The organism is Actinomadura sp. NPDC000600 (assembly GCF_040492135.1).
Classification (GTDB): Bacteria; Actinomycetota; Actinomycetes; order Streptosporangiales; family Streptosporangiaceae; genus Spirillospora.
In genome coordinates, this window is sequence record NZ_JBEUPD010000016.1 from 170,836 (window position 1) to 190,557 (window position 19,722).

Below are 19,722 nucleotides of genomic sequence, written 5' to 3' on the forward strand. Positions count from 1 at the left end.
GGTTGGGGGATCATTGCGGGGTGAACCTCAGCGTCTCCTCGTACGACGACCTGTCCGCGCGCATCGCCGCCGTCCGCGACGCCCACGGCGAGCGCTTCCCCGGCGGCGCGGAAGGCCGCCAACCGGTCCACACGGTGTACGTCCCGGCGGACCGGTTCTCCCGCTCGACGCCCGCCGACTTCGGCGCCGAGGCGCTGCGGCTGCTGAACACCCACACGCCGGGCGCCGGATCGTTCGGCGCGGCGTTCGGGCTCGACCCCGAGCTCGCCGGGCCGGTGCGGGAGCGCGTCGCGGCGAAGCTGGCCGCCGAGCCGGTCGAGGACATCCGGATCGACTTCGAGGACGGCTACGGGGTCCGCGACGACACCGAGGAGGACGCCCACGTCGACCAGGTCGTCGAGGCGGTCGGCGCCGCGTACCAGGTGAAGGGCCTGCCGCACTACTGGGGGCTGCGGGTCAAGTCGTTCGCCGACGGCGGCCACGAGCGCGCGATGCGGACGCTGGACGGGTTCCTGACCGCGCTGCGCGACCGGCTCGGCCGGCTGCCCGGCGGGTTCACCATCACCTTCCCCAAGGTGACCTCGATCGAGCACGTCCGGCTGTTCGTGGAGTTCCTCGACCGGCTGGAGACCTCGCTCGGGCTCCCGCAGGGCATCCTGCGGTTCGAGATCCAGATCGAGACGCCGCAGGCGCTCATGGACGACGAGGAGAAGCGGATCGGGCTCCAGTCGCTGGTCTCCCAGGCGCAGGGCCGCATCACCGCCGCCCACTTCGGCGTGTTCGACTACACCGCCGCGCTCGGGCTGCCGCCGCACGAGCAGCGCCTCGACCACCCCGCCTGCGACTTCGCCCGGCACATCATGCAGGTGTCGCTGGCGGGCACCGGGGTCCGGCTGTCGGACGGCTCCACCAACGTCATCCCCCGCAACGACGGGCCCGACGAGGTCAACGCGACCTGGGCCGTGCACGCCGCGCACGTCCGGCACTCGCTGGCGCACGGCTTCTACCAGGGCTGGGACCTGCACCCCGCGCACCTGCCGAGCCGGTACGCGGCGGTGTACGCGTTCCACCTGGGCGGCGTCGACGACGTGATCGGACGGGTGCGGGCCTGGCACGAGCAGGCGGGGAGCGCGAACGGCGTCCTGGACGAGCCCGCCACCATCAGGGCGCTCACCGCCCGGCTGCGCCGTGCGGTCGACTGCGGGGCGCTGGACGAGAGCGTTCTGCCCGAAGGCGGTTGAGCTCAGGGGTCTCCTTGAGCGCGGACAGGTCGTCCGGGGTGTCGATGTCGTCGGGGGCGGCGACGTCGTCGCACGGGACCTGCGTCACCAGCTCCGGGTGGGCGCGCAGGTAGCCGCGCGCCCCCTGGTCGCCGACCGCGGCCTCGGCCGCGCCGGCGAAGTGCGCGGCGGTCAGCAGGACGGGGTTGCGCGGCGCTCCCCCATAGGCGGCGACCGCGATCGCGGCGCCCTCCTCGTACGCGGCGATGAGCCGCGCGACGGCGGCGGGCGTCACCAGGGGCTGGTCGACCAGCGCGACGACCACGGCGGGGCAGCGGGGCGGCAGCGCGGCGAGCCCGGTGCGCAGGGACGAGCCCATGCCGTCCCGCCAGTCGGGGTTGGGGACGACGACGGCGCCGATGACCTCGATCTGCGCGGCCCCCGCCACCACCAGGACCGGGGAGCAGCCGCCGTCCCGCAGCGTGCGGACGCCCCGGTCGACGAGCCGCTCGCCGTCCAGTTCCAGCGTCGCCTTGGGCCGCCCGAGGCGGCTGCCCTCCCCGGCGGCGAGCAGCAGGCCGGCCGGGGACTCCTCACCGTGCAACGTCATCCCGCGAGGGTAGTGCGCTCACGTCGCCCTTCCCGGTATCCGACGCGCCGGGACCCGGCTCGTGTGAATCCGACTCCGTGTGGATCCGGCCGCTGGTGTCGGTGAGCGGGCGGCCGGAACCGCCCCAGCGCAGCTGGACCAGCTCCGCCGCGATCGACACGGCCGTCTCCTCCGGCGTGCGGGCCCCGAGGTCCAGGCCGATCGGCGAGCGCAGCCGGGCCAGTTCGGCATCGGACAGGCCGGCCTCACGAAGCCGGGCCGTCCGGTCGTCATGGGTACGGCGCGAGCCCATCGCGCCGACGTACCCGGCATCGGTGCGCAGCGCCACCTCCAGCAGCGGCACGTCGAACTTGGGGTCGTGGGTGAGGACGCAGATCGCGGTCCGCCCGTCGATGGCGTCGCGCGTCTCCTCCAGGAACTTGTGCGGCCACTTCACCACGACCTCGTCGGCCTCGGGGAACCGCTTGGGCGTCGCGAACACCGGCCGCGCGTCGCACACCGTCACGTGGTAGCCGAGGAACTTGCCGATCCGGGCGACGGCCGCCGCGAAGTCGATCGCGCCGAACACCAGCAGCCGCGGCGGCGGCGCGAACGAGTGCACGAAGACGCTGAGGTCGTCCAGCCGCCGCTCCCCCTCGGGCCCGTAGTGCCGCTGCCCGGTGAGGCCCTGGGCGAGCATGCCGCGCGCGTCGTCGTCCACCGCCGCGTCGAGGCGGGCCGCGTGCGGGGCGCCGGGCGCGAGGGACCCGGACGCCCGGTCGGTGAAGACCACCCGGCGGGCGCCGATCCGCCCGGGCCCGGCCACGACGGTGGCGACCGCGACCGGCTCGCGCGCCTCGATCGCGGCGGCGACCTCCGGGAACTCGGGGAAGGTGTCCGGGCCGACGGGCTCCACCAGCACGTCCAGGATGCCGCCGCAGGTCAGGCCGACGGCGAACGCGTCGTCGTCGCTCACCCCGTACCGCTGGACGACGGGCTCGCCGGTCTCCAGCACCGTCTGCCCCAGCTCGTACACGGCGCCCTCGACGCAGCCGCCCGACACGCTGCCCGCGACCTCCCCGTCCGGCGAGACGGCCATCGCCGCGCCCGGCGGGCGCGGCGCGCTGCGGAAGGTGTTCACGACGGTCGCGAGCGCGAACGTCCGCCCGGACCCGTACCAGTCGGCGATGTCGCCGAGCACGTCACGCATGGGACCTCCCCTTTCCGGCGCCCGCGACGATGCGGGCCAGCTCCTCCAGGGCAGCGAGGCTGTGCCCGGAGGTGAAGTCGTCGACGTGCGGGAGCGCCGCCGCCATCCCCGCGGTCAGCGGCTCGTACCCGGGCCGCGCCTTGTGCGGGTTCGCCCACACCACCCGGTGCGCGAGCCGGTGCAGCCGCGCCATCTGCGCGCCGAGCAGGCCGGCGTCGCCGCGCTCCCACCCGTCCGAGGCGATCACCACGACCGCGCCCCGCGCCAGCCCCCGCTGCCCGAACCGGTCGAGGAACTCCTTCAGCTCCTCGCCGAGCCGGGTGCCGCCGCTCCAGTCCGGGATGGCCGCCGACGCCGCCGCCATCGCCGCGTCCGGGTCGCGGTGCCGCAGCTCCCGGGTGAGGCGGGTGAGGCGCGTCCCGGCGCTGAACACCTCGACGTCCCGGCCGCCGGAGCGGGCGGCGGCGTGCGCGAACCGCAGCAGCGCGTCGGCGTACGGGCTCATCGACCCGCTGACGTCCACGATCAGCACGACCCGGCGCGGCCGGGTGCGGTGGCTCCGGTGCCGCAGCAGGGACGTCTCGCCGCCGCGCCGCAGCGTCTCCCGGACGGTGCGCGCCGGGTCGAGCCGCCCGGACGTCGCCGGGGCGAACCGCCGCGACCTGCGCCGCTCGGCCCCCGCGTCCAGCAGGGCGATGAGCCGCGCGACCTCGGCGCGCTCGGCGGCGCCGAGCCGCGCCACGTCCCGGTCGCGGAGCACCTCGACGTCGCTGGCCGTCGCCGCCTCCAGGTCCCCCTCCCGGTCGCCGCCCGGCCCGCCCGGCTCCGCCGTCGGGACCCGGCGCACCACCACGGGCGGCGTCCTGCGCCCCGGCCGGGCGGTCGCGCCCGAGAAGTACGCGGCGAAGCACCGGTCGTAGCGGGCGAGGTCGTCGGGGTCGGCGCACAGGGTGAGCCGCCCCGCCCAGTACACGTCGCCGGCGTCGAGCACGTCGAGGTGGTCGAGCGCGGCGAGCATCGCCTGGACCCGCTCGGGATCGGCCGCCCCGCCCGCCGCGCGCACCGTCCGGGCGAAGCCGACCATCGTCTCGGTGACGTCCCGGTCCACGGCTAACCCCCGCTGAGCAGGGCCTCTAGCCCGACGGCGCCGCCGGCGCCGGCCGCTCCGCCGAGCACGCGCTGCTGGTCCTCGCGGTACTTCAGGACGGCGCCGAGCGTCACCGCTGCCGTCCCCGGGTCGAGGTCGCGGACGCCGAGGGCGACGAGCGCCTCCGTCCAGTCCAGGGTCTCGGCGACGCCCGGCGGCTTCAGCAGGTCGGTCTCGCGCATCCGCTGCGCGGCCCGCGCCACCTGCCCGGCCAGCCGCTCCGACGCGTCCGGCAGCCGCCGCCTGATGATCGCGACCTCGCGGTCGAAGTCCGGATGCTCCAGCCAGTGGTACAGGCAGCGGCGCTTCAGCGCGTCGTGGACCTCGCGGGTGCGGTTGGAGGTCACCACGACGACCGGCGGCCGCTCGGCCCGGATCGTGCCCAGCTCCGGAACGGTGATCGTGAAGTCGCTGAGGACCTCGAGCAGGAACGCCTCGAACTCGTCGTCGGCGCGGTCCAGCTCGTCGACGAGCAGCACGCTGGGGGACGTCTCCAGCGCCTGGAGCAGCGGCCGCGCCAGCAGGAACCGCCGGTCGTAGAGCTCGCCCTCCAGCCGCGCCACGTCGCTGACGCCCGCGGCCTCCGCCGCGCGCAGGTGCAGGAGCTGGCGGGGGAAGTCCCAGTCGTAGAGCGCCTGCGACGCGTCGAGCCCCTCGTAGCACTGCAGCCGGATCAGCGGCGCGTCGAGCCCCCGGGCGAGGGTCTTGGCCAGCTCCGTCTTGCCGACGCCGGCCTCCCCCTCCAGGAACAGGGGCCGCCCCATCCGCAGCGCGAGGAAGCAGGCCGTGGCCAGCCCCTCGTCGCTCAGGTAGCCATGCCTGTCGAGCAGGCCCGCGAGCTCCGCGGGCGATCCGACCTGGTCCACGGTCATCGGCGCCGCCTCCCCCACGGATCACAGGCTACTCAGCCCGAGACCCAAGTCACACATCCGGCTTCACCGGACATGCGGTTCAGGGCGGACGGGCGGGCCAGGCGCGTCCGCGAACCGGAGCTGTTCGTCCCGCAGGGCACGAACGCCGAGATGCGGTGGGAGGCCATCCGCGGGCAGGGGGAGCTCACGCCCGCCGACCGGTTCTTCGTCCGCAACCACGTCGCCACACCGCTCATCGACGCGCGGACCTGGCGGCTGAGGCTGTGGGGCACCGGCCTGCGCGGCGCACCGGCCGAGGACCGCCCCGTCGAGTTCACCTACGAGGACCTTCTCCGGCTCCCGTCGGAGAAGGTCACCGCGTTCATCGAGTGCACGGGCAACGGGCGCGGGTTCTACACCTCCCAGCAGGGCCAGGAGGTGTCGGGGACGGCCTGGCGGCTCGGCGCGGTCGGCGTCGCCCGCTGGCGCGGGGTCCGCCTGGCGACCGTCCTGCGGCGCGCAGGTATCACCCCCGAGGCCGTGGACATCATCCCGCTCGGGTTGGACGCTGACTTTGTGGACAAGGGCGAGAACCTGGGCCGCGTGCGGCGCCCCCTGCCGGTGGCGAAGGCCATGAAGGACGCGCTCCTCGCCTACGAGATGAACGGCGCTCCCCTGCCGCCCGACCACGGCTACCCGGTGCGCCTGGTCGTGCCCTCATGGGCGGGGATCGCGTGCGGCCGGACGTGGCGCCGCGCCCGCCCGCGGGACCGTCACCCGAACCCGTGCGGTCGACCGGGCCGCCGAGAAGCCGGACGCGATCGCGGTGCTCGACGTGGACCCCGGCTCCGCCGCCTACGGCTCCGTGGTGGGGTGGACCGAGCTGCCCAACCTCGGCGACGAGCTGCACCACTTCGGGTGGAACGCGTGCAGCAGCGCCCTGTGCCCCGGGTCGCCGCATCCGCACGTCGAGCGCCGGTACCTGATCGTCCCGGGGCTGCGGTCGTCGCGGGTGTACGTCATCGACACCAAGGACGACCCGACCGCCCCGAAGATCATCAAGACGCTGGAGGCGGACGAGCTGGCCAAGCGCGCCGGGTACTCGCGCCCGCACACCGTCCACTGCGGGCCGGAGGGCCTCTACCTGACCGCCCTCGGCGGGGCGAACGGCGAGGACGGGCCGGGCGGGATCGCGCTGCTCGACCACACCTCGTTCGAGGTGCTCGGGCGGTGGGAGGTCGACCGGGGGCCGCAGTACTACGCCTACGACGCCTGGTGGCACATCGCGCACGACGTTCTCATCACGTCCGAGTGGGGCACGCCGTCCATGGTCGAGGACGGTGTCGTCGGCGAACTGCTGCTCGGGCGCGAGTACGGCCATTCGCTGAACTTCTTCGACCTGCGCAAGCGCAAGCACGTCCAGACGGTCGACCTCGGGGACGAGCACCAGATGGTCCTGGAGCTGCGTCCGGCGCACGACCCGACGAAGCTCTACGGGTTCGCGGGCGTGGTCGTCAGCGTCGAGGACCTGTCGGCGTCGGTCTGGGTCTGGCACCGCGACGGCGACCGGTGGGCGGCGACGAAGGTGATCACAATCCCCGCCGAGCCGGCCGACCCGGACGACCTGCCGCCCGTCATCCGCCCGTTCGGGGCCGTGCCCCCGCTCGTGACGGACATCGACCTGTCCGTGGACGACCAGTGGCTGTACGTCTCGTGCTGGGGCACCGGGGAGCTGAAGCGCTACGACGTCAGCGACCCGTTCCACCCGGTGGAGGCGGGCTCGGTGCGCATCGGCGGCATCGTGCGCCGCACCCCGCATCCCGCCGGCCCCGGCCGCCCCCTCGCGGGCGGGCCGCAGATGGTCGAGGTCAGCCGCGACGGGAAGCGCGTCTACGTCACCAACTCGCTCTACGGCTCGTGGGACGACCAGTTCTACCCCGACGGCGTCGGCGCGTGGATGGCCAAGCTCGACTCCACCCCGGACGGCTTCTCGTTCGACGAGCGGTTCTTCCCGAGCGGCGACGACTTCCGGGGCCTGCGGCCGCACCAGACGCGCCTCCAGGGCGGCGACGCGTCCTCGGACTCCTACTGCTACCCGTGAACGACGGGTCGCTCGCGGCGCTGGTCGCGCTCGGCGCGTTCCACGGCCTCAACCCGGCCATGGGATGGCTGTTCGCGGTGGCCCGCGGCCTCCAGGAGCGCAGCCGGTCGCTCGTGCTGCAGTCGCTCCCGGCCATCGCCGCGGGCCACGCCGCCTCCGTCGGCGCCGTCGCCGTCCTGGTCGCCCTCACCCGCTCCGTCGTCGCGACCCGCGCGGTCGCGATCGGCGGTGGGGCGGTGCTCGTCGGGTTCGGCCTGTGGCGGCTGCTGTCGCAACGGCACTTCCGGTGGGTCGGCATGCGGATCTCGCTGTGGCAGCTCGCCGGCTGGTCGTTCCTGATGTCGTCGGTGCACGGCGCGGGCCTGATGCTGCTGCCCGTGCTCACCTCCTCCGGAACGGCCCCGGCGGGCCACGACCACGGCCTGGCCTCGTCGTCCGGCAGCGCCCTGTCGACCGGCGTGTTCGTCACGGCGGTGCACACCCTGTCGATGTTCGCCGTCGCCGGAGTGATCGCCGTGCTCGTCTACGAGATCGTCGGCCTGGCCGTCCTGCGCCGCGCCTGGTTCAACCTCGACCGCCTCTGGGCGGTGGCCCTGATAGGCGCCGGCGCCGTCACCGCCCTGACCGCCTGGTGATCCTGGGCCGGACGCGGCGGCCCGCGCCTGGCTCTACCGGCGCTTGCCGACGGCCGAGAGATCGATCTCGATCGGGAAAGGCGCCGTCACCTTGAGCTGGTCGTGGTGAATTCCGGTCATGACGTACGCGGCGCAGGCCGGATCGAACTCGTAGACATAGACGATGGTCCTGCCCTCGTCCTCTTCGACACGCCAGAAGTGCCTGATGCCGGCCTCCCGGTACCTGCGCGGTTTGACCTCCCGGTCGCGAATCCGCGAATCGGGGGAGACCGCCTCGACCACGAGGACGACGTCTTCGGGAAGGTAGTAGGTCGACGGCTCGTCGCGCTCGTAGGCCTCCGCCGTGACGACCAGCACGTCCGGCTCGGGCGCATGCCGGTCGGAGAGCCTCACGGTCATCTCCCGGTCGGCGCACAGGGCCGCGGGCGCCTGCCGGTTGAGCTCGTCCCGCAGCAGGTTGATCACACGCACGTGCCACTTGCGCTGCGGACTCACGAAGACCAGACTCCCGTCGATCAGCTCCGTGTGCCGGGGCAGACCGCGCATGCGGAGGAAGTCGTCGGCGGTGAAGCCGTCCGGCGGGGGGATCACCCAGTCTGGCAGCGCCTCAAGGTCCATGTGGCAACTTTCCGCAATCGCCTCGACACTCTGAGCGGTCATGTGCCCACCTTCGCACACGGACGCTCCCTCGGTCCTGGCATCAGCCTAGAACGGCGACCGTCCAAGCGGCGGGGCGGACGGCGCGGGTCAGGCGGGGTCGGGGGCTTCGCCCCGGGCGTGGAGGAGGGCGCGGAGCTCGGCGAGCTGGTGGGCGGCGAGGGTCTTCTCGGCGCCGTTGATGCCCATGGCGCCTAGGGACGTGCCGTCGGCCAGGTCGAGAGTGGGCCACGGGTCGCCGACGGTCATGGAGACGTCGACGACCTCGGGCCATTCGAGGCGCCGGGTGCGGAAGGCGTTGACGACCGTGAGGCCGGACTCGTCGGCGCTGACGCGGCAGCGGGCCAGCATGTGCAGGATCCAGGCGACCCCCGCGCCGAACGCGACCATCAGGAGCCGGTCGAACAGCTTGAACTGCGGCGCCACCACCACGGCGAGCACGATCATGCCGAGCACGATCACGCCCGCCGTGGTGTAGGCGACGAGCCGGGTGGTGCGGGGGCGCCACACCGCCGGCAGGGCCGGGACGTCAGTCAACGATCTTCGCGATGGGGATCTCGAGGATGTCGTGGGCGCCCGCCGCCTTCAGCGCCGGGATCAGCGTGTTGACGCCGCGCTTGGCGACCACCGACTCCACGGCGTTGGATTCCCCGCCGGCGAGCGAGGTGACCGTGGGCGACGCCATCGCGGGCATGATGTCGAGGACCTTCTGCAGGTCGGCGTGCGCGACGTTCAGCTTCAGCAGCACCTTGCCCCGCGCGCGGATCACGCCCTGGAGCAGCAGGGCGACGTCCTCCATCGCGGCGCGCTTCTCGGCGTCCTCGTAGGCGTCGCGGTTCGCGACCAGCTCGGTGTAGCTGGTCAGGAGCGTGTCGAGGATGCGCAGGCCGTTCTTGCGCAGCGACGAGCCGGTCTCGGTGAGGTCGACGATCGCGTCCACGATGTCGGGCACCTTCGCCTCGGTCGCGCCGTAGGACGGGACGACCGTGGCCTTCACGCCGTGCTGGTCGAGGAACCGCTTGGTCATCGCCGGGAACTCGGTGGAGATCCGGACGCCCTCCGGCAGGTCGGCCACCGACTGCCAGGGCGCGCCCTCGGGCACCGCCATGATCACGCGGACCGGGTTGGAGGTGGCCTTGGAGTACTTCAGCTCCCCGAGGCTGACGACGTCGGCGTCGGTCTCGGTGATCCAGTCGCGGCCGGTGATGCCGAGGTCGAACAGGCCCTGTTCGAGGTAGGTCGGGATCTCCTGCGGGCGCAGGACGCGGACCCGGTCGATGCGGGGGTCGTCGATGGAGGCGCGGTAGTCGCGGTCCGAGGCCCGCTGGACGGTGAGGTCGGCGGCGTCGAACAGCTGCATGGTCGCCTTCTCCAGCGACCCCTTGGGCAGAACGAGTGACAGCACGGATCGGCCTTTCGATGAGGATGTGTACGGGATACCGGGACGTTCAGGAGCGCTGACGCCCTCTGCTTCGGAGTGCTCCCCGCTTGGGAGCCGCCCCATGGCTAGGAGCCCAGATGCTCCAGGCCGTGCCCGGCGTGACCGTGATGCCGCAGACCTCGCAGGGTCAGTGCCGTGTCGAGTGCGGCCACAGTCGCCTCCCATCCCTTGTCCTCGGAGCTGCCTGGCAGCCCGCTGCGTTCCAGTGCCTGCTCAATGGTGTCACATGTGAGGACCCCGTTGCCCACCGGAGTCGACTCGTCCAGCGCGACCCGGGTCACACCGGCGGTCACCGAGTCGCACACGTAGTCGAAATGGGCGGTGGCGCCCCGGATGACCGCGCCCAGGCACACGACGGCGTCGAACTCGCGGGCCATCTGCTGGGCGATCACGGGCAGTTCGAGCGCGCCGGCCACGCGGGCCGCGACCGGCTGGTCCACGCCGCACGCCTTCGCCGCCGCGAGCGCCCGCTCCAGCAGCCGGTCGGTGATCTGCCCGTGCCAGCGGGTGCAGACGATGCCGAGCGTGAGCCCGGCCGCGTCGACCGTGATGTCCTCGGGGCGTCCCGCGCCGCTCATGAGAGTCCCTCGTTCTCGTGTCCCAGTTCGATCTGGTGGCCCAGGCGGTCGCGCTTGACCGTCAGGTAGCGCCGGTTGTGCTCGGTGACGATGACGGGCATGGCCTCCCGCCCCCGCACGTCCACCCCGAAGCCGCCCAGGCCCTTGAGCTTGTCGGGGTTGTTGGTGAGCACCCGGACCGAGCGTACGCCCAGCTCGCGCAGCATGTGGCCGGCGTTGGAGTACTCGCGCGCGTCGGCTGGCAGCCCCAGCTCCAGGTTGGCGTCGACGGTGTCGGAGCCGTTGTCCTGGAGCGCGTACGCCTGGAGCTTGGCGAGCAGGCCGATCCCGCGCCCCTCGTGCCCGCGCAGGTACAGCACGATGCCGCGGCCCTCCTCGGCGATCCGCTCCATCGCCGCGTCCAGCTGGGTGCCGCAGTCGCAGCGCTCGGAGTGCAGGACGTCGCCGGTGAGGCACTCGGAATGGGCCCTGACCAGGACGTTCTCGCCGTCGCCGAGGTCGCCGAGCACGAGGGCGATGTGCTCGCCGCCGTCGATGGCGCTGGAGAACCCGACCGCGCGCCACATCCCGTACCGGTTGGGCAGGCGGGTCTCGACGACGCGGGTGACCATCGACTCGGTGCGCCTGCGGTACTCGGCGAGTTGTTCGATGGAGACGAGCTTGAGCCCGTGCTCCTTGGCGAAGACCTGGAGTTCGGGCAGGCGCGCCATGGTGCCGTCCTCGTTCACCACCTCGGCGAGGACGCCGGCCGGGGGCAGCCCGGCGAGCCGGGCGAGGTCGACGGCGGCCTCGGTGTGGCCGCGCCGGCGCAGGACGCCGCCCTCGCGGTAGCGGAGCGGGAAGATGTGGCCGGGACGGACGAAGTCGCTCGGTTCCGACGCCGAGTCGCACAGGGTGCGGATCGTGTGCGCCCGGTCGGCGGCGGAGATGCCGGTGGAGACGCCGAGCCGGGCGTCCACGCTGATCGTGTACGCGGTGCGCATGCGCTCGGTGTTCTGCGCGGTCATCAGCGGGATCTGCAGCCGGTCGAGGTCGGGGCCCTCCATCGGGACGCAGATGACGCCGCTGGTGTAGCGGATCGTGAACGTCAGCAGCTCGGGCGTCGCCTTCGACGCCGCGAAGATGATGTCGCCCTCGTTCTCGCGGTCCTCGTCGTCGACTACCACGACGGGGCGCCCCGCCGCGATGTCGGCGACCGCCGACTCGACGGAGTCGAAGATGCCCGTACCGATCCCTGCGTCGTCGAGCACTGTGTCGTTGCCGCTCATGCGGTCACCGCCTTCTGCCTGGGGTTGCGCGTGCCCCGGGACTCCCGGAGCCAGTTCCTGAACCCGACCATCACCATCACGAAGAAGATCCCGTAGACCGCACCGGAGACGTACAGCCCGGACTTGAGCGCCAGCGGCACCCCGACCAGGTCGACCAGCACCCAGACGATCCAGAAGTCGACGAGCGCGCGGCTCTGCGCGAACGTCGCGACCGCGCTGCCGACGAAGATGTAGGCGTTCGCCCACGGCGACCAGGCGACCTTCAGCCAGTCGAGGTGGACGAACAGCTCGGCCACCACGGCCGTGCCGGCCAGGAGCGCGGCGACCAGCACGACGCGTTCCCTGAGCGTCGCCTGCCGGACGACCAGTCCTTCGGCCTCGCGCCGCCCGCGGGTCCACATGAACCACCCGTACAGGGCGAGACCGCAGAAGAGGACCTGCTTGAGCGCGTTGCCAGGGACGTGGGCGTGCAGCGAGGCCGCGAGCAGCAGGAGGGCGCCGACCAGCTGCACCGGCCACGTCCAGAGGGTCTTGCGCATCGCGAGCCAGACGACGGCGAGCGACAGGACGTTGCCGACGAGGTCGGTCCAGAGGATGTGCTCGCCGAAGACCTCGAAACCGGCGCCGAGCCAGCTCATGACCGGTCTCCCAGCATGCGCTCGACGTACTTGGCCACGACGTCCACTTCGAGGTTCACCGGGTCGCCGGGCCGCTTGTGGCCGAGGGTGGTCAGCGCGAGCGTCGTCGGGATGAGGGCGACGCTGAACCGGTCGGCGCCGGCCTCGACGACCGTGAGGCTGATCCCGTCGACGGTGATGGAGCCCTTGTCGACCAGGTAGCGGCTCAGCTCGGCGGGGAGGGAGACCGTCACCACGTCCCACCGCTCCCCCGGCTCGCGGGAGATGATCGCGCCGACGCCGTCGACGTGGCCCTGGACGAGATGGCCGCCGAGCCGGTCGGACAGCCGCACGGGGCGTTCGAGGTTGACCTTGGAGCCGGGTTCCAACACGCCCAGGCTGGACTTGTCGAGCGTCTCCTTGATGACGTCGGCGGTGAAGACCCCGTCCTTGACGGCCACCACGGTGAGGCATACGCCGTTGACCGCGATCGACGCGCCGTGGACGGCGTCCTGGGTGACCAGCGGCCCGCGGACCGCGAGCGCGACCGAGTCCCCCTGGGGGTCGACCGCCACGATCTCGCCGAGCTCCTCGACGATGCCGGTGAACATCTCCCGGGCCTCCTAGATCAGGGCTCCGGGGGACGCTGGTGGACGTACGTGCGTCCGAATACACCCCTGGCCAGGGGCGTACCGCGCGCTGCCTCCCATCCGGACTTTCACCGTCGGTCCCGGAGTTCCACCGGGTCAACCGGCCGATGGCTTCGGCCGGGTCGCGGACTGTCACCGCCGGTTCGGAATTTCACCGACCCCGGAGCACGCGTTCATGCTTTGCCAACCAGTGTGCCACGCATTCCATTCCGCGCCCGTGTGGCCATCGCCACAAACACCACCGAGTCGGACACCGCCAGAAGGCTGCCGAACAGGCCGGCGCGCCGTGCCCCACGGCGGAGACAGTGCTTGACGGCGGGTCTTGCCGGGAGCGGGGGGCTCGATGCAAGTTGTTACCAGACCCCCTGCCGTTCATTTGGGAAGCCTCATGGCGAAGCTGAACCTGTCGCCCAAGATCCTTGACGTTCTCGACTTCGGTACGCCGTCCGCGGAGCGCGACATCTCCCGGGGCCTGGAGAAGTACTTCGTGGAGTCCGCCGCCTACCGCCGCGTCCGGTCCGGGGCGAAGACGATCCTGATGGGCAACCGCGGGGCCGGGAAGAGCGCGATCTTCAAGGTGCTGGCCAAGCGGGAGCGCGCCGCCGGCAGCCACGTCATCGAACTGTCACCCGAGGACTACTCCTACGAGCTGCTCAGCTCCACCATGGCGGCGGAGTGCGCGGGCTCGTGGGCCAAGCAGGGCGCCTACGCCGCCGCGTGGAAGTACCTGATCTACGTGCTGGTCATGAAGGCGCTGGCGCGCAAGGGGATGCGGCTGACCAAGGGCGGCGGCCGGGAGATCCACAACTACATCAGGGACAACCACGGCGCCCAGCAGCTCGGCCCCCTGTCGATGCTGGTCTCCTACCTCAAGCGGCTGGAGGCCGTGAAGCTCGGGCCGATCGAGGCCGGCCTGCGGACCCGCGAGCTGGACCGCCTCTACAAGCTGGAGGAGATCCAGAACCTGCTGCCGGCGCTGCGGAACGTGCTGGGCAACCAGCGCGTGGTCGTGCTCGTGGACGAACTGGACCGCGGCTGGGACTCCTCCGAGGACGCCAAGGCGTTCGTGTCGGGGCTGTTCCAGGCCTGCGTGTCCATCAACGCCCTGCACCCGAACCTGCGCGTCTACATCTCGCTGCGGCAGGAGCTGTACGACGACATCCCCGCCCTGTACGAGGACGCGCAGAAGCACCGGGACCTCCTGGAGAAGATCTACTGGTCCGAGGAGTCCCTGCTCGAACTGATCGCCAGGCGGATCCGGCACTCGGCCCACGAGAAGGGCTTCGACGTGGAGGCCCTCGAACGCGCCGGGGACCGGGCCTGCTGGTCGGCGGTCTTCGCCCCGCCGCCGCCCGGCGAGGGCCGGGACGGCTCGTTCGGCTACATGGTCGACCGGACGCTGTACCGGCCGAGGGAGCTCATCCAGTTCTGCTCGGAGGCGCTGGAGCAGGCCAGGGCCCGCGATGTTCCACGCCTCGCTCGGCATCGAGGCCTCGGGGGCCGAGCACACCGCCAGGAGCGGCGGCACCGCCGGGGCCGGGCACTCCAGGGGTTGGTGAGCCCGGGAGCTCAGCCGAGGGCGAGGTGCAGGCCGGTCGGGGTGGACCTCACGCGGCTCAGGTCCCGGACGACGTGGTGGGCCTCCGCGAGGGACTCCTCCGGATGGCTCGTGACCAGCGCCACCACGATGGCGCCGGCGGCGCGGCCCGCGGCGATCCCGGCGGGGGCGTCCTCGACGACCACGCAGGCGGACGGGTCCACGCCCAGGCGGCGGGCCGCCTGGAGGTAGCCGGAGGGGTCGGGCTTGCCGGCCTGCACGTCCTCCGCGGTGACCACGATCGGCGGGGCGGGGATGCCGGCCACGTCGGTGCGGACCTTGAACTGCGCCCGGTCCATGGACGTGACGAAGGCGTGGAGCAGGCCGCTCATGTCCGCCAGCAGCTCGACGGCGCCGGGCAGGGCGGTGATGCCGTCTGTGCTGGCCGCCTCCAAAGCGTCCAGATGCGCGGTGGCCTCACGGACGAGTTCGGCTGGGAGGAAGTCGGCTACACGGTCGCTCGTGCGGCGGCCGTGGGCGCCCGACATGAACTCGTCCGGGTCGATGCCGTACTCGACGGCCCATGCACGCCCCGCGCGCTCGACGAGAGGCGTCGAGTCGACCAGGGTGCCGTCCACGTCGAACAGGACGGCGGCGCAGGGCAGAGTCACTGTGGGAGTGCTCACCAGTCCGCCTTGGCCGTGGCCTCCTCGGCCTGGCCGCGCAGCCGTCGGACGGCCTCGGCCGGGTCGTCGGCCCCGTAGACGGCGCTGCCCGCGACGAAGACGTCCGCTCCCGCCTCCGCGCAGCGCTCGATCGTCTCGGCGCTGACGCCGCCGTCCACCTGGAGCCAGACGGGCAGGTCGCGGCCCTTGATGAGCTCCCGCGCGCGGCGGACCTTCGGCAGGACGACGTCCAGGAACTTCTGGCCGCCGAAACCGGGCTCGACGGTCATCAGCAGGAGCATGTCGATCTCGCCGAGGAGGTCTTCGAAGCCGTCCACCGGGGTGGCCGGGTTGACGCCCAGCCCGGCGCGCGCGCCCGCGGCGCGGATGGTGCGCAGAGTGCGGATGGGCGCCTTCGCCGCCTCGGCGTGGATGGTGACGCTCCCGGCTCCCGCCTCGGCGTACTGCGGCGCCCAGCGGTCGGGGTCCTCGATCATCAGGTGGCAGTCGAGGGGAAGCGCGCTGCTGCGGAGCAGCGACTCCACGACGGGCAGTCCCAGGGTGAGGTTCGGGACGAAGTGGTTGTCCATCACGTCGACGTGGACCCAGTCGGCGGAGTCGGCGATGCGCGCGACGTCCTCGGCCAGGCGGGCGAAGTCGGCGGACAGGATGCTGGGTGCGATCTGAGGAGCCATGATGCCCAGAGTCTATTGGCGCAGGCCCGCCCGATCGTCACCCGCCCGGGTGAGACCGGGGGTGGGCCGGGCCGCCAGGCGCGCGCGGACGAAGACCTCCGGCGCGCCCGCCATCACCCACAGCACGAGCACGGCCTGGACGACGAACGCCTGGATCAGGTTCGTCCCCTCGAAGAGGGCGATGACCGCGGCCCCGGCGAGGCCCACCGGAAGTCGTGCCAGGCGCTGCCAGGCCTTGCCTCCCGGATCGAACCAGCCGCGCCAGGCGACTATGGACAGGCCCATCAGGAGGCCGCACAGAGCACCGCACGCCTGGGCCGAATCGGTCAGTGTGACGGGGTCGGTGACGCCTCCGGCCGCCCTGATGGACTCGGCCCATGCCTGTGGCCACTGCCAGTTGCGCAGCGGCCGCAGCGCGCCCCACGACGCCGCGAGCAGCAGCAAGGGGACCGCGAGGGAGAGGGCCATCTGCACGGCCAGATGCTGCCGGCGCCACCACGGGACGACGATGGGCTCCAGCCCGAGGGCGGCGACCAGGACGGCCAGCCCGACGCCCCAGCCCGCCAGGACCTGCCCCAGCGAGTGGACGCCGAGGTAGACGCGTGACACCCCGATCAGGACGATGACGACGACGGCGCCCGCCCACAGGTACCACCGCCTGGTCTGGGCGGCGAAGAAGCCCCAGCCCGCGACGCTGTTCTGAGCGTGGCCGGACGGCATCCCGAAGGACGACAGCGACTGCCTGCCCCGGATGTTCGGGTCCGTCCAGTACGGGCGGGGAGCGTGGAAGACCAGCTTGAGGAGGGCGTTGACGACCGCGCCGAACAGCAGGACGACCGCGGCCCGCGCGGCGAGCCGCGGCGCCACGCACCAGAACAGCGCCAGGAGCAGCGGGACGTAGAAGGCCGCGCTGCCCAGGTAGGACATGAAGACCATGAAGCCGGTCAGCAGAGAACCTCCCCAGTGGTCGGGTACGGCATCAGGTGCGGCGCAGCAGGGCCAGGAACATCGCGTCCGTGCCGTGGCGGTGGGGCCAGAACTGCGCGTAGGGGCCGTCCCCCAGACCGGTGAGGCCTGAGGCGATCCCCGTCAGGACCGCGGGCGCGTCGAGCCGCTCGACGTCGTCACGGCGGCGCAGGACGTCGTCCACCACCACGCGGGTCTCCGCCAGGTGGGGCGAGCAGGTGACGTAGGCGACCACACCGCCGGGCCGCACGGACTCCAGCGCCGTGGCGAGCAGCTTCCGCTGGAGCGGCCCGAGTTCGGCGACCGACTCGGGGCCCCGGCGCCAGCGTGCCTCTGGACGGCGGCGGAGCGCGCCCAGGCCGGTGCAGGGGGCGTCCACCATCACGCGGTCGAAGGAGCCCGGGTGCCAGGCGGGTGCGGTGCCGTCCGCGGCGATGACTCCCGCCCTGTCGTCGACCGCGCTCCGGACGAGCCCCGCGCGGTGCGGCTGGACGTCCGCTGCGAGGAGCCGGGCATCGCGCTGGGTGGCGAGAGCCGACAGGAGCCCTGCCTTGCCTCCAGGCCCCGCGCAGAGGTCGGCCCAGCGCGCGTCCCTGCCGTCCAGAGGAGCCTCGGTCAGCGCCAAGGCGACCATCTGGCTGGCCTCGTCCTGGACGGCGGCGCGCCCGTCGCGGACGGCCGCGATGCCCGCCGGGTCGCCCTCGGCCAGGACGGCGGCATAGGGCGAGTAAGGGGCGGGCTCGGCGCCCGCGTCGTACAGATCTTCGAGCGTCGCCCGGCCGGGGCGCGCGACCAGTGTCACGCGGGGGCGGGCGTTGTCGGCCGCGAGGAGGTCCTCGATCTCGTCCCGCCCGACGGCGTCCCGCATGGCAAACACGATCCACTTCGGATGGCTGTGGGCGATCGACAGGCGCGTCGTCGCGTCGGCGTCGGCGGGCGCCACGATCTCCAGCCAGGCGTCCATGTCGCGTGTGGCGACCTTGCGGAGCACGGCGTTGGCGAACTTGGCCTGGCCCGGGCCCGCGACCGAGCGGGCCAGCTCCACCGTCGTCCCCACCGCGGCATGCGGCGGGATGCGGGTGGCGAGGATCTGGTGGGCCCCGATGCGCAGGACGTCCAGGAGCGGGGCGTCGATACGGCGCAGTTCGCGGTCGCTGCACAGCGCGAGCACCGCGTCATAGGTGCCCTTGCCGCGCAGGGTCCCGTACGTCAGCTCGGTGGCGAGGGCGGCGTCGCGTCCGGACAGGTCGCGGTCGCGCAGGCGCGCGGGCAGGAGGAGGTTCGCGTAGGCGTCGCGGGTCTCGACCGCCCGGATCACGTCGAACGCGGTACGGCGGACGAGGTCCTGAGGACGGCCCGTCTTGCGGGGACCTCCCGGTCGGCGGTTCGGGACGCGTCGGCGGTTGCGTGCGGGCGGCATCAGTGCAGCGCGTCCTTGTCGGAGAGGTCGAGGCCGCGGACCCAGTCGGCGGCCGCCATGCGGCGCTTGCCCTGCGGCTGCACCTCGCCCAGGGCGACGGGGTGCGTGGCCGTGCCGACCAGCACCTCCTTCTTCCCCGCGCCGATCTCGCCGGGGGCCAGCTTCGCGGCGTCGGGGGCCGGGCGGACGGGGCCGAGCTTGACCCGCGTGTCGCGGAAGTTGGTCCACGCGCCCGGCGCGGGGGTGCAGGCGCGGATCAGGCGGTCGATGTGCAGGGCCGGGCTCCCCCAGTCGACACGGCCGTCCTCGGGCGTCAGCTTCGCCGCGTGGGACACGCCCTCGGTCGGCTGCGGCCGGGGCTCCAGGACGCCCGCCTCGATGCCGTTCATGGTGTCCAGCAGGAGGTCGGCGCCGGCGACGGCAAGCCGTCCCAGCAGGTCGCCGCTGGTGTCGGTCGGACGGATCGGCTCGGTGAGCACGCCGTAGACCGGGCCCGTGTCGAGGCCCTCCTCGATCTGGAACGTCGCCGCGCCGGTCACGTCGTCGCCGTGCAGGATCGCGCGCTGCACGGGCGCGGCCCCGCGCCAGGCGGGCAGCAGCGAGAAGTGCAGGTTCACCCAGCCGTGCCGGGGGATCTCCAGGGCCTCGCGGGGCAGCAGCGCGCCGTAGGCGACCACCGGGCAGCAGTCCGGCGCGATCTCCCGGAGCCGGTCGAGGAACTCGGGGTCGCGGGCCTTCGCGGGCTTCAGCACCTCGACGCCGGCCTCGGCGGCGAGCGCGGCGACCGGGCTGGGGCTCAGATGCCTCCCACGCCCCGCACGGCCGTCCGGCCGGGTCACGACCGCCGCGACCTCGTGCGAGGACCCCAGAAGCGCCCTCAGGGCCGGGAGCGCGGTCTCGGGCGTCCCGGCGAAGACCAGCCGCATCTAGATCGCCTTCCCGAAGGTGCGGTGCGGCGACTCCTTCACGACGGGGGCCGGCTCGCCGAACCACTCGGCCTCGCGGATCGCCTTCATCGCGGCCTTGCGCTGCTCGGCGTCCATCCGGTCGATGAAGATGATCCCGTCGAGGTGGTCGGTCTCGTGCTGGACGCAGCGGGCCAGCAGGTGGGTGCCCTCCAGCGTGATCGGCTCGCCGTGCATGTTGAAGCCCTTCGCCACCACGCCGACGGAGCGGGGCGTGGGGAACGCCAGGCCGGGCAGGGACAGGCAGCCCTCGTCGTCGGTCTCCTGCTCGTCCGACAGGTCGAGCGTCGGGTTGACCACGTGCCCCAGGCGGTCGTCGACGTAGTAGGTGAACACCCGCAGCCCCACGCCGAGCTGGGGGGCGGCCAGACCCGCGCCGGGGGCGTCGATCATCGTGTCGGTGAGGTCCTTGACGAGCTGGCGCAGCTCCTTGTCGAAGTCCTTCACCGGCTCCGCGGGCGTGCGCAGCACGGGGTCGCCGAAGAGGCGGATGGGCTTGACGGCCAACGG

19 protein-coding genes, 3 pseudogenes and 1 riboswitch are annotated in these 19,722 nt (G+C 72.9%); of the genes and pseudogenes, 5 read left to right on the plus strand and 17 right to left on the minus strand.

What is annotated here, in order from left to right:
* The first annotated feature begins 20 nt into the window (after positions 1-20).
* On the plus strand, positions 21-1,241 hold the full coding sequence (locus ABWI07_RS23695) for a DUF6986 family protein (RefSeq protein ID WP_353819826.1): 1,221 nt from the start codon (positions 21-23) through the stop codon (positions 1,239-1,241).
* Here the strand turns inward: ABWI07_RS23695 and ABWI07_RS23700 are convergent.
* Genes ABWI07_RS23700 through ABWI07_RS23715 form a run of 4 tightly spaced genes read right to left on the minus strand, consistent with a single transcriptional unit; the run spans position 1,171 to position 5,056 of the window.
* A complete protein-coding gene (locus ABWI07_RS23700; protein ID WP_149257347.1) occupies positions 1,171-1,830 on the minus strand; it encodes a nucleotidyltransferase family protein in 660 nt (219 codons plus the stop codon). The genes ABWI07_RS23695 and ABWI07_RS23700 overlap by 71 nt on opposite strands.
* Positions 1,814-3,019 carry an XdhC family protein gene (locus ABWI07_RS23705; protein WP_149257348.1) on the minus strand — a complete coding sequence of 402 codons (1,206 nt, stop codon included), beginning with the start codon at positions 3,017-3,019 and terminating at the stop codon, positions 1,814-1,816. The genes ABWI07_RS23700 and ABWI07_RS23705 overlap by 17 nt, the downstream gene beginning before the upstream one ends.
* Entirely contained in the window at positions 3,012-4,127 is a 1,116-nt protein-coding gene (locus tag ABWI07_RS23710; protein ID WP_308800776.1) for a vWA domain-containing protein, read from the minus strand. The genes ABWI07_RS23705 and ABWI07_RS23710 overlap by 8 nt, the downstream gene beginning before the upstream one ends.
* Positions 4,128-4,129: 2 nt before the next feature.
* Positions 4,130-5,056, minus strand: coding sequence for an AAA family ATPase (locus ABWI07_RS23715; RefSeq protein WP_502912847.1), 927 nt, complete (start codon positions 5,054-5,056; stop codon positions 4,130-4,132).
* A 132-nt stretch (positions 5,057-5,188) separates the two neighbouring features.
* On the opposite strand from ABWI07_RS23715, the pseudogene ABWI07_RS23720 reads away from it, so the two are divergent.
* The 3 genes and pseudogenes from ABWI07_RS23720 to ABWI07_RS23730 all read left to right on the plus strand — a co-directional run.
* A pseudogene (locus tag ABWI07_RS23720) lies at positions 5,189-5,743 on the plus strand (molybdopterin-dependent oxidoreductase); the annotation flags it as partial.
* A gap of 73 nt (positions 5,744-5,816) precedes the next feature.
* A pseudogene (locus ABWI07_RS23725) lies at positions 5,817-7,118 on the plus strand (selenium-binding protein SBP56-related protein); the annotation flags it as partial.
* On the plus strand, positions 7,115-7,753 hold the full coding sequence (locus tag ABWI07_RS23730; RefSeq protein ID WP_353819836.1) for a hypothetical protein: 639 nt from the start codon (positions 7,115-7,117) through the stop codon (positions 7,751-7,753). The pseudogene ABWI07_RS23725 and the gene ABWI07_RS23730, both read left to right, overlap by 4 nt.
* A 33-nt stretch (positions 7,754-7,786) precedes the next feature.
* Here ABWI07_RS23730 and ABWI07_RS23735 read toward each other — a convergent pair whose 3' ends face one another.
* From ABWI07_RS23735 to ABWI07_RS23765, 7 genes are all read right to left on the minus strand, one after another.
* Positions 7,787-8,371 carry a Uma2 family endonuclease gene (locus tag ABWI07_RS23735; protein WP_149258011.1) on the minus strand — a complete coding sequence of 195 codons (585 nt, stop codon included), beginning with the start codon at positions 8,369-8,371 and terminating at the stop codon, positions 7,787-7,789.
* A gap of 129 nt (positions 8,372-8,500) precedes the next feature.
* On the minus strand, positions 8,501-8,947 hold the full coding sequence (locus ABWI07_RS23740; protein WP_235036549.1) for a PH domain-containing protein: 447 nt from the start codon (positions 8,945-8,947) through the stop codon (positions 8,501-8,503).
* The gene (gene hisG, locus ABWI07_RS23745; protein WP_149257352.1) at positions 8,940-9,815 is read right to left on the minus strand and encodes an ATP phosphoribosyltransferase; all 876 of its coding nucleotides are present in this window, start codon (positions 9,813-9,815) and stop codon (positions 8,940-8,942) included. The genes ABWI07_RS23740 and hisG overlap by 8 nt, the downstream gene beginning before the upstream one ends.
* A gap of 101 nt (positions 9,816-9,916) precedes the next feature.
* Positions 9,917-10,429: a 6,7-dimethyl-8-ribityllumazine synthase gene (gene ribH / locus ABWI07_RS23750; protein ID WP_149257353.1), complete on the minus strand. Its 513-nt coding sequence runs from the start codon at positions 10,427-10,429 to the stop codon at positions 9,917-9,919.
* Positions 10,426-11,697, minus strand: a complete 1,272-nt coding sequence (locus ABWI07_RS23755; protein ID WP_353819827.1) for a bifunctional 3,4-dihydroxy-2-butanone-4-phosphate synthase/GTP cyclohydrolase II — start codon at positions 11,695-11,697, stop codon at positions 10,426-10,428. Before ABWI07_RS23755 ends, ribH begins: the two co-directional genes overlap by 4 nt.
* Entirely contained in the window at positions 11,694-12,335 is a 642-nt protein-coding gene (gene pnuC / locus ABWI07_RS23760) for a nicotinamide riboside transporter PnuC (protein ID WP_149257355.1), read from the minus strand. Before pnuC ends, ABWI07_RS23755 begins: the two co-directional genes overlap by 4 nt.
* Positions 12,332-12,925, minus strand: a complete 594-nt coding sequence (locus ABWI07_RS23765) for a riboflavin synthase (protein ID WP_149257356.1) — start codon at positions 12,923-12,925, stop codon at positions 12,332-12,334. Before ABWI07_RS23765 ends, pnuC begins: the two co-directional genes overlap by 4 nt.
* A gap of 81 nt (positions 12,926-13,006) precedes the next feature.
* Positions 13,007-13,137: riboswitch (FMN riboswitch) on the minus strand.
* 215 nt (positions 13,138-13,352) lie between these two features.
* Here ABWI07_RS23765 and ABWI07_RS44495 point away from each other — a divergent pair.
* A pseudogene (locus tag ABWI07_RS44495) lies at positions 13,353-14,420 on the plus strand (P-loop ATPase, Sll1717 family); the annotation flags it as partial.
* A gap of 113 nt (positions 14,421-14,533) precedes the next feature.
* Here the strand turns inward: ABWI07_RS44495 and ABWI07_RS23770 are convergent.
* From ABWI07_RS23770 to def, 6 genes are read right to left on the minus strand one after another with little or no spacing between them, the layout of a single operon-like run.
* Positions 14,534-15,187, minus strand: coding sequence for an HAD-IA family hydrolase (locus tag ABWI07_RS23770; protein ID WP_235036550.1), 654 nt, complete (start codon positions 15,185-15,187; stop codon positions 14,534-14,536).
* Entirely contained in the window at positions 15,184-15,861 is a 678-nt protein-coding gene (gene rpe / locus ABWI07_RS23775) for a ribulose-phosphate 3-epimerase (RefSeq protein WP_149257358.1), read from the minus strand. Before rpe ends, ABWI07_RS23770 begins: the two co-directional genes overlap by 4 nt.
* 12 nt (positions 15,862-15,873) lie before the next feature.
* Positions 15,874-16,788, minus strand: coding sequence for a phosphatase PAP2 family protein (locus ABWI07_RS23780; protein WP_353819828.1), 915 nt, complete (start codon positions 16,786-16,788; stop codon positions 15,874-15,876).
* A gap of 52 nt (positions 16,789-16,840) precedes the next feature.
* Positions 16,841-18,247 carry an RsmB/NOP family class I SAM-dependent RNA methyltransferase gene (locus ABWI07_RS23785; protein ID WP_353819829.1) on the minus strand — a complete coding sequence of 469 codons (1,407 nt, stop codon included), beginning with the start codon at positions 18,245-18,247 and terminating at the stop codon, positions 16,841-16,843.
* Positions 18,247-19,173, minus strand: a complete 927-nt coding sequence (fmt, locus tag ABWI07_RS23790; RefSeq protein ID WP_149257360.1) for a methionyl-tRNA formyltransferase — start codon at positions 19,171-19,173, stop codon at positions 18,247-18,249. Before fmt ends, ABWI07_RS23785 begins: the two co-directional genes overlap by 1 nt.
* The gene (gene def / locus ABWI07_RS23795; RefSeq protein ID WP_149257361.1) at positions 19,174-19,719 is read right to left on the minus strand and encodes a peptide deformylase; all 546 of its coding nucleotides are present in this window, start codon (positions 19,717-19,719) and stop codon (positions 19,174-19,176) included.
* Positions 19,720-19,722 lie beyond the last annotated feature (3 nt).

Coding starts and splice junctions, on each gene's coding strand:
- ABWI07_RS23700 (WP_149257347.1), bottom strand. CDS start 1,830: ATGACGTTGCACGGTGAGGAGTCCCCGGCCGGCCTGCTGCTCGCCGCC.
- ABWI07_RS23705 (WP_149257348.1), bottom strand. CDS start 3,019: ATGCGTGACGTGCTCGGCGACATCGCCGACTGGTACGGGTCCGGGCGG.
- ABWI07_RS23735 (WP_149258011.1), bottom strand. CDS start 8,371: ATGGACCTTGAGGCGCTGCCAGACTGGGTGATCCCCCCGCCGGACGGC.
- ribH (WP_149257353.1), bottom strand. CDS start 10,429: ATGAGCGGCGCGGGACGCCCCGAGGACATCACGGTCGACGCGGCCGGG.
- ABWI07_RS23755 (WP_353819827.1), bottom strand. CDS start 11,697: ATGAGCGGCAACGACACAGTGCTCGACGACGCAGGGATCGGTACGGGC.
- pnuC (WP_149257355.1), bottom strand. CDS start 12,335: ATGAGCTGGCTCGGCGCCGGTTTCGAGGTCTTCGGCGAGCACATCCTC.
- ABWI07_RS23765 (WP_149257356.1), bottom strand. CDS start 12,925: ATGTTCACCGGCATCGTCGAGGAGCTCGGCGAGATCGTGGCGGTCGAC.
- rpe (WP_149257358.1), bottom strand. CDS start 15,861: ATGGCTCCTCAGATCGCACCCAGCATCCTGTCCGCCGACTTCGCCCGC.
- ABWI07_RS23780 (WP_353819828.1), bottom strand. CDS start 16,788: ATGTCCTACCTGGGCAGCGCGGCCTTCTACGTCCCGCTGCTCCTGGCG.
- ABWI07_RS23785 (WP_353819829.1), bottom strand. CDS start 18,247: ATGCCGCCCGCACGCAACCGCCGACGCGTCCCGAACCGCCGACCGGGA.
- fmt (WP_149257360.1), bottom strand. CDS start 19,173: ATGCGGCTGGTCTTCGCCGGGACGCCCGAGACCGCGCTCCCGGCCCTG.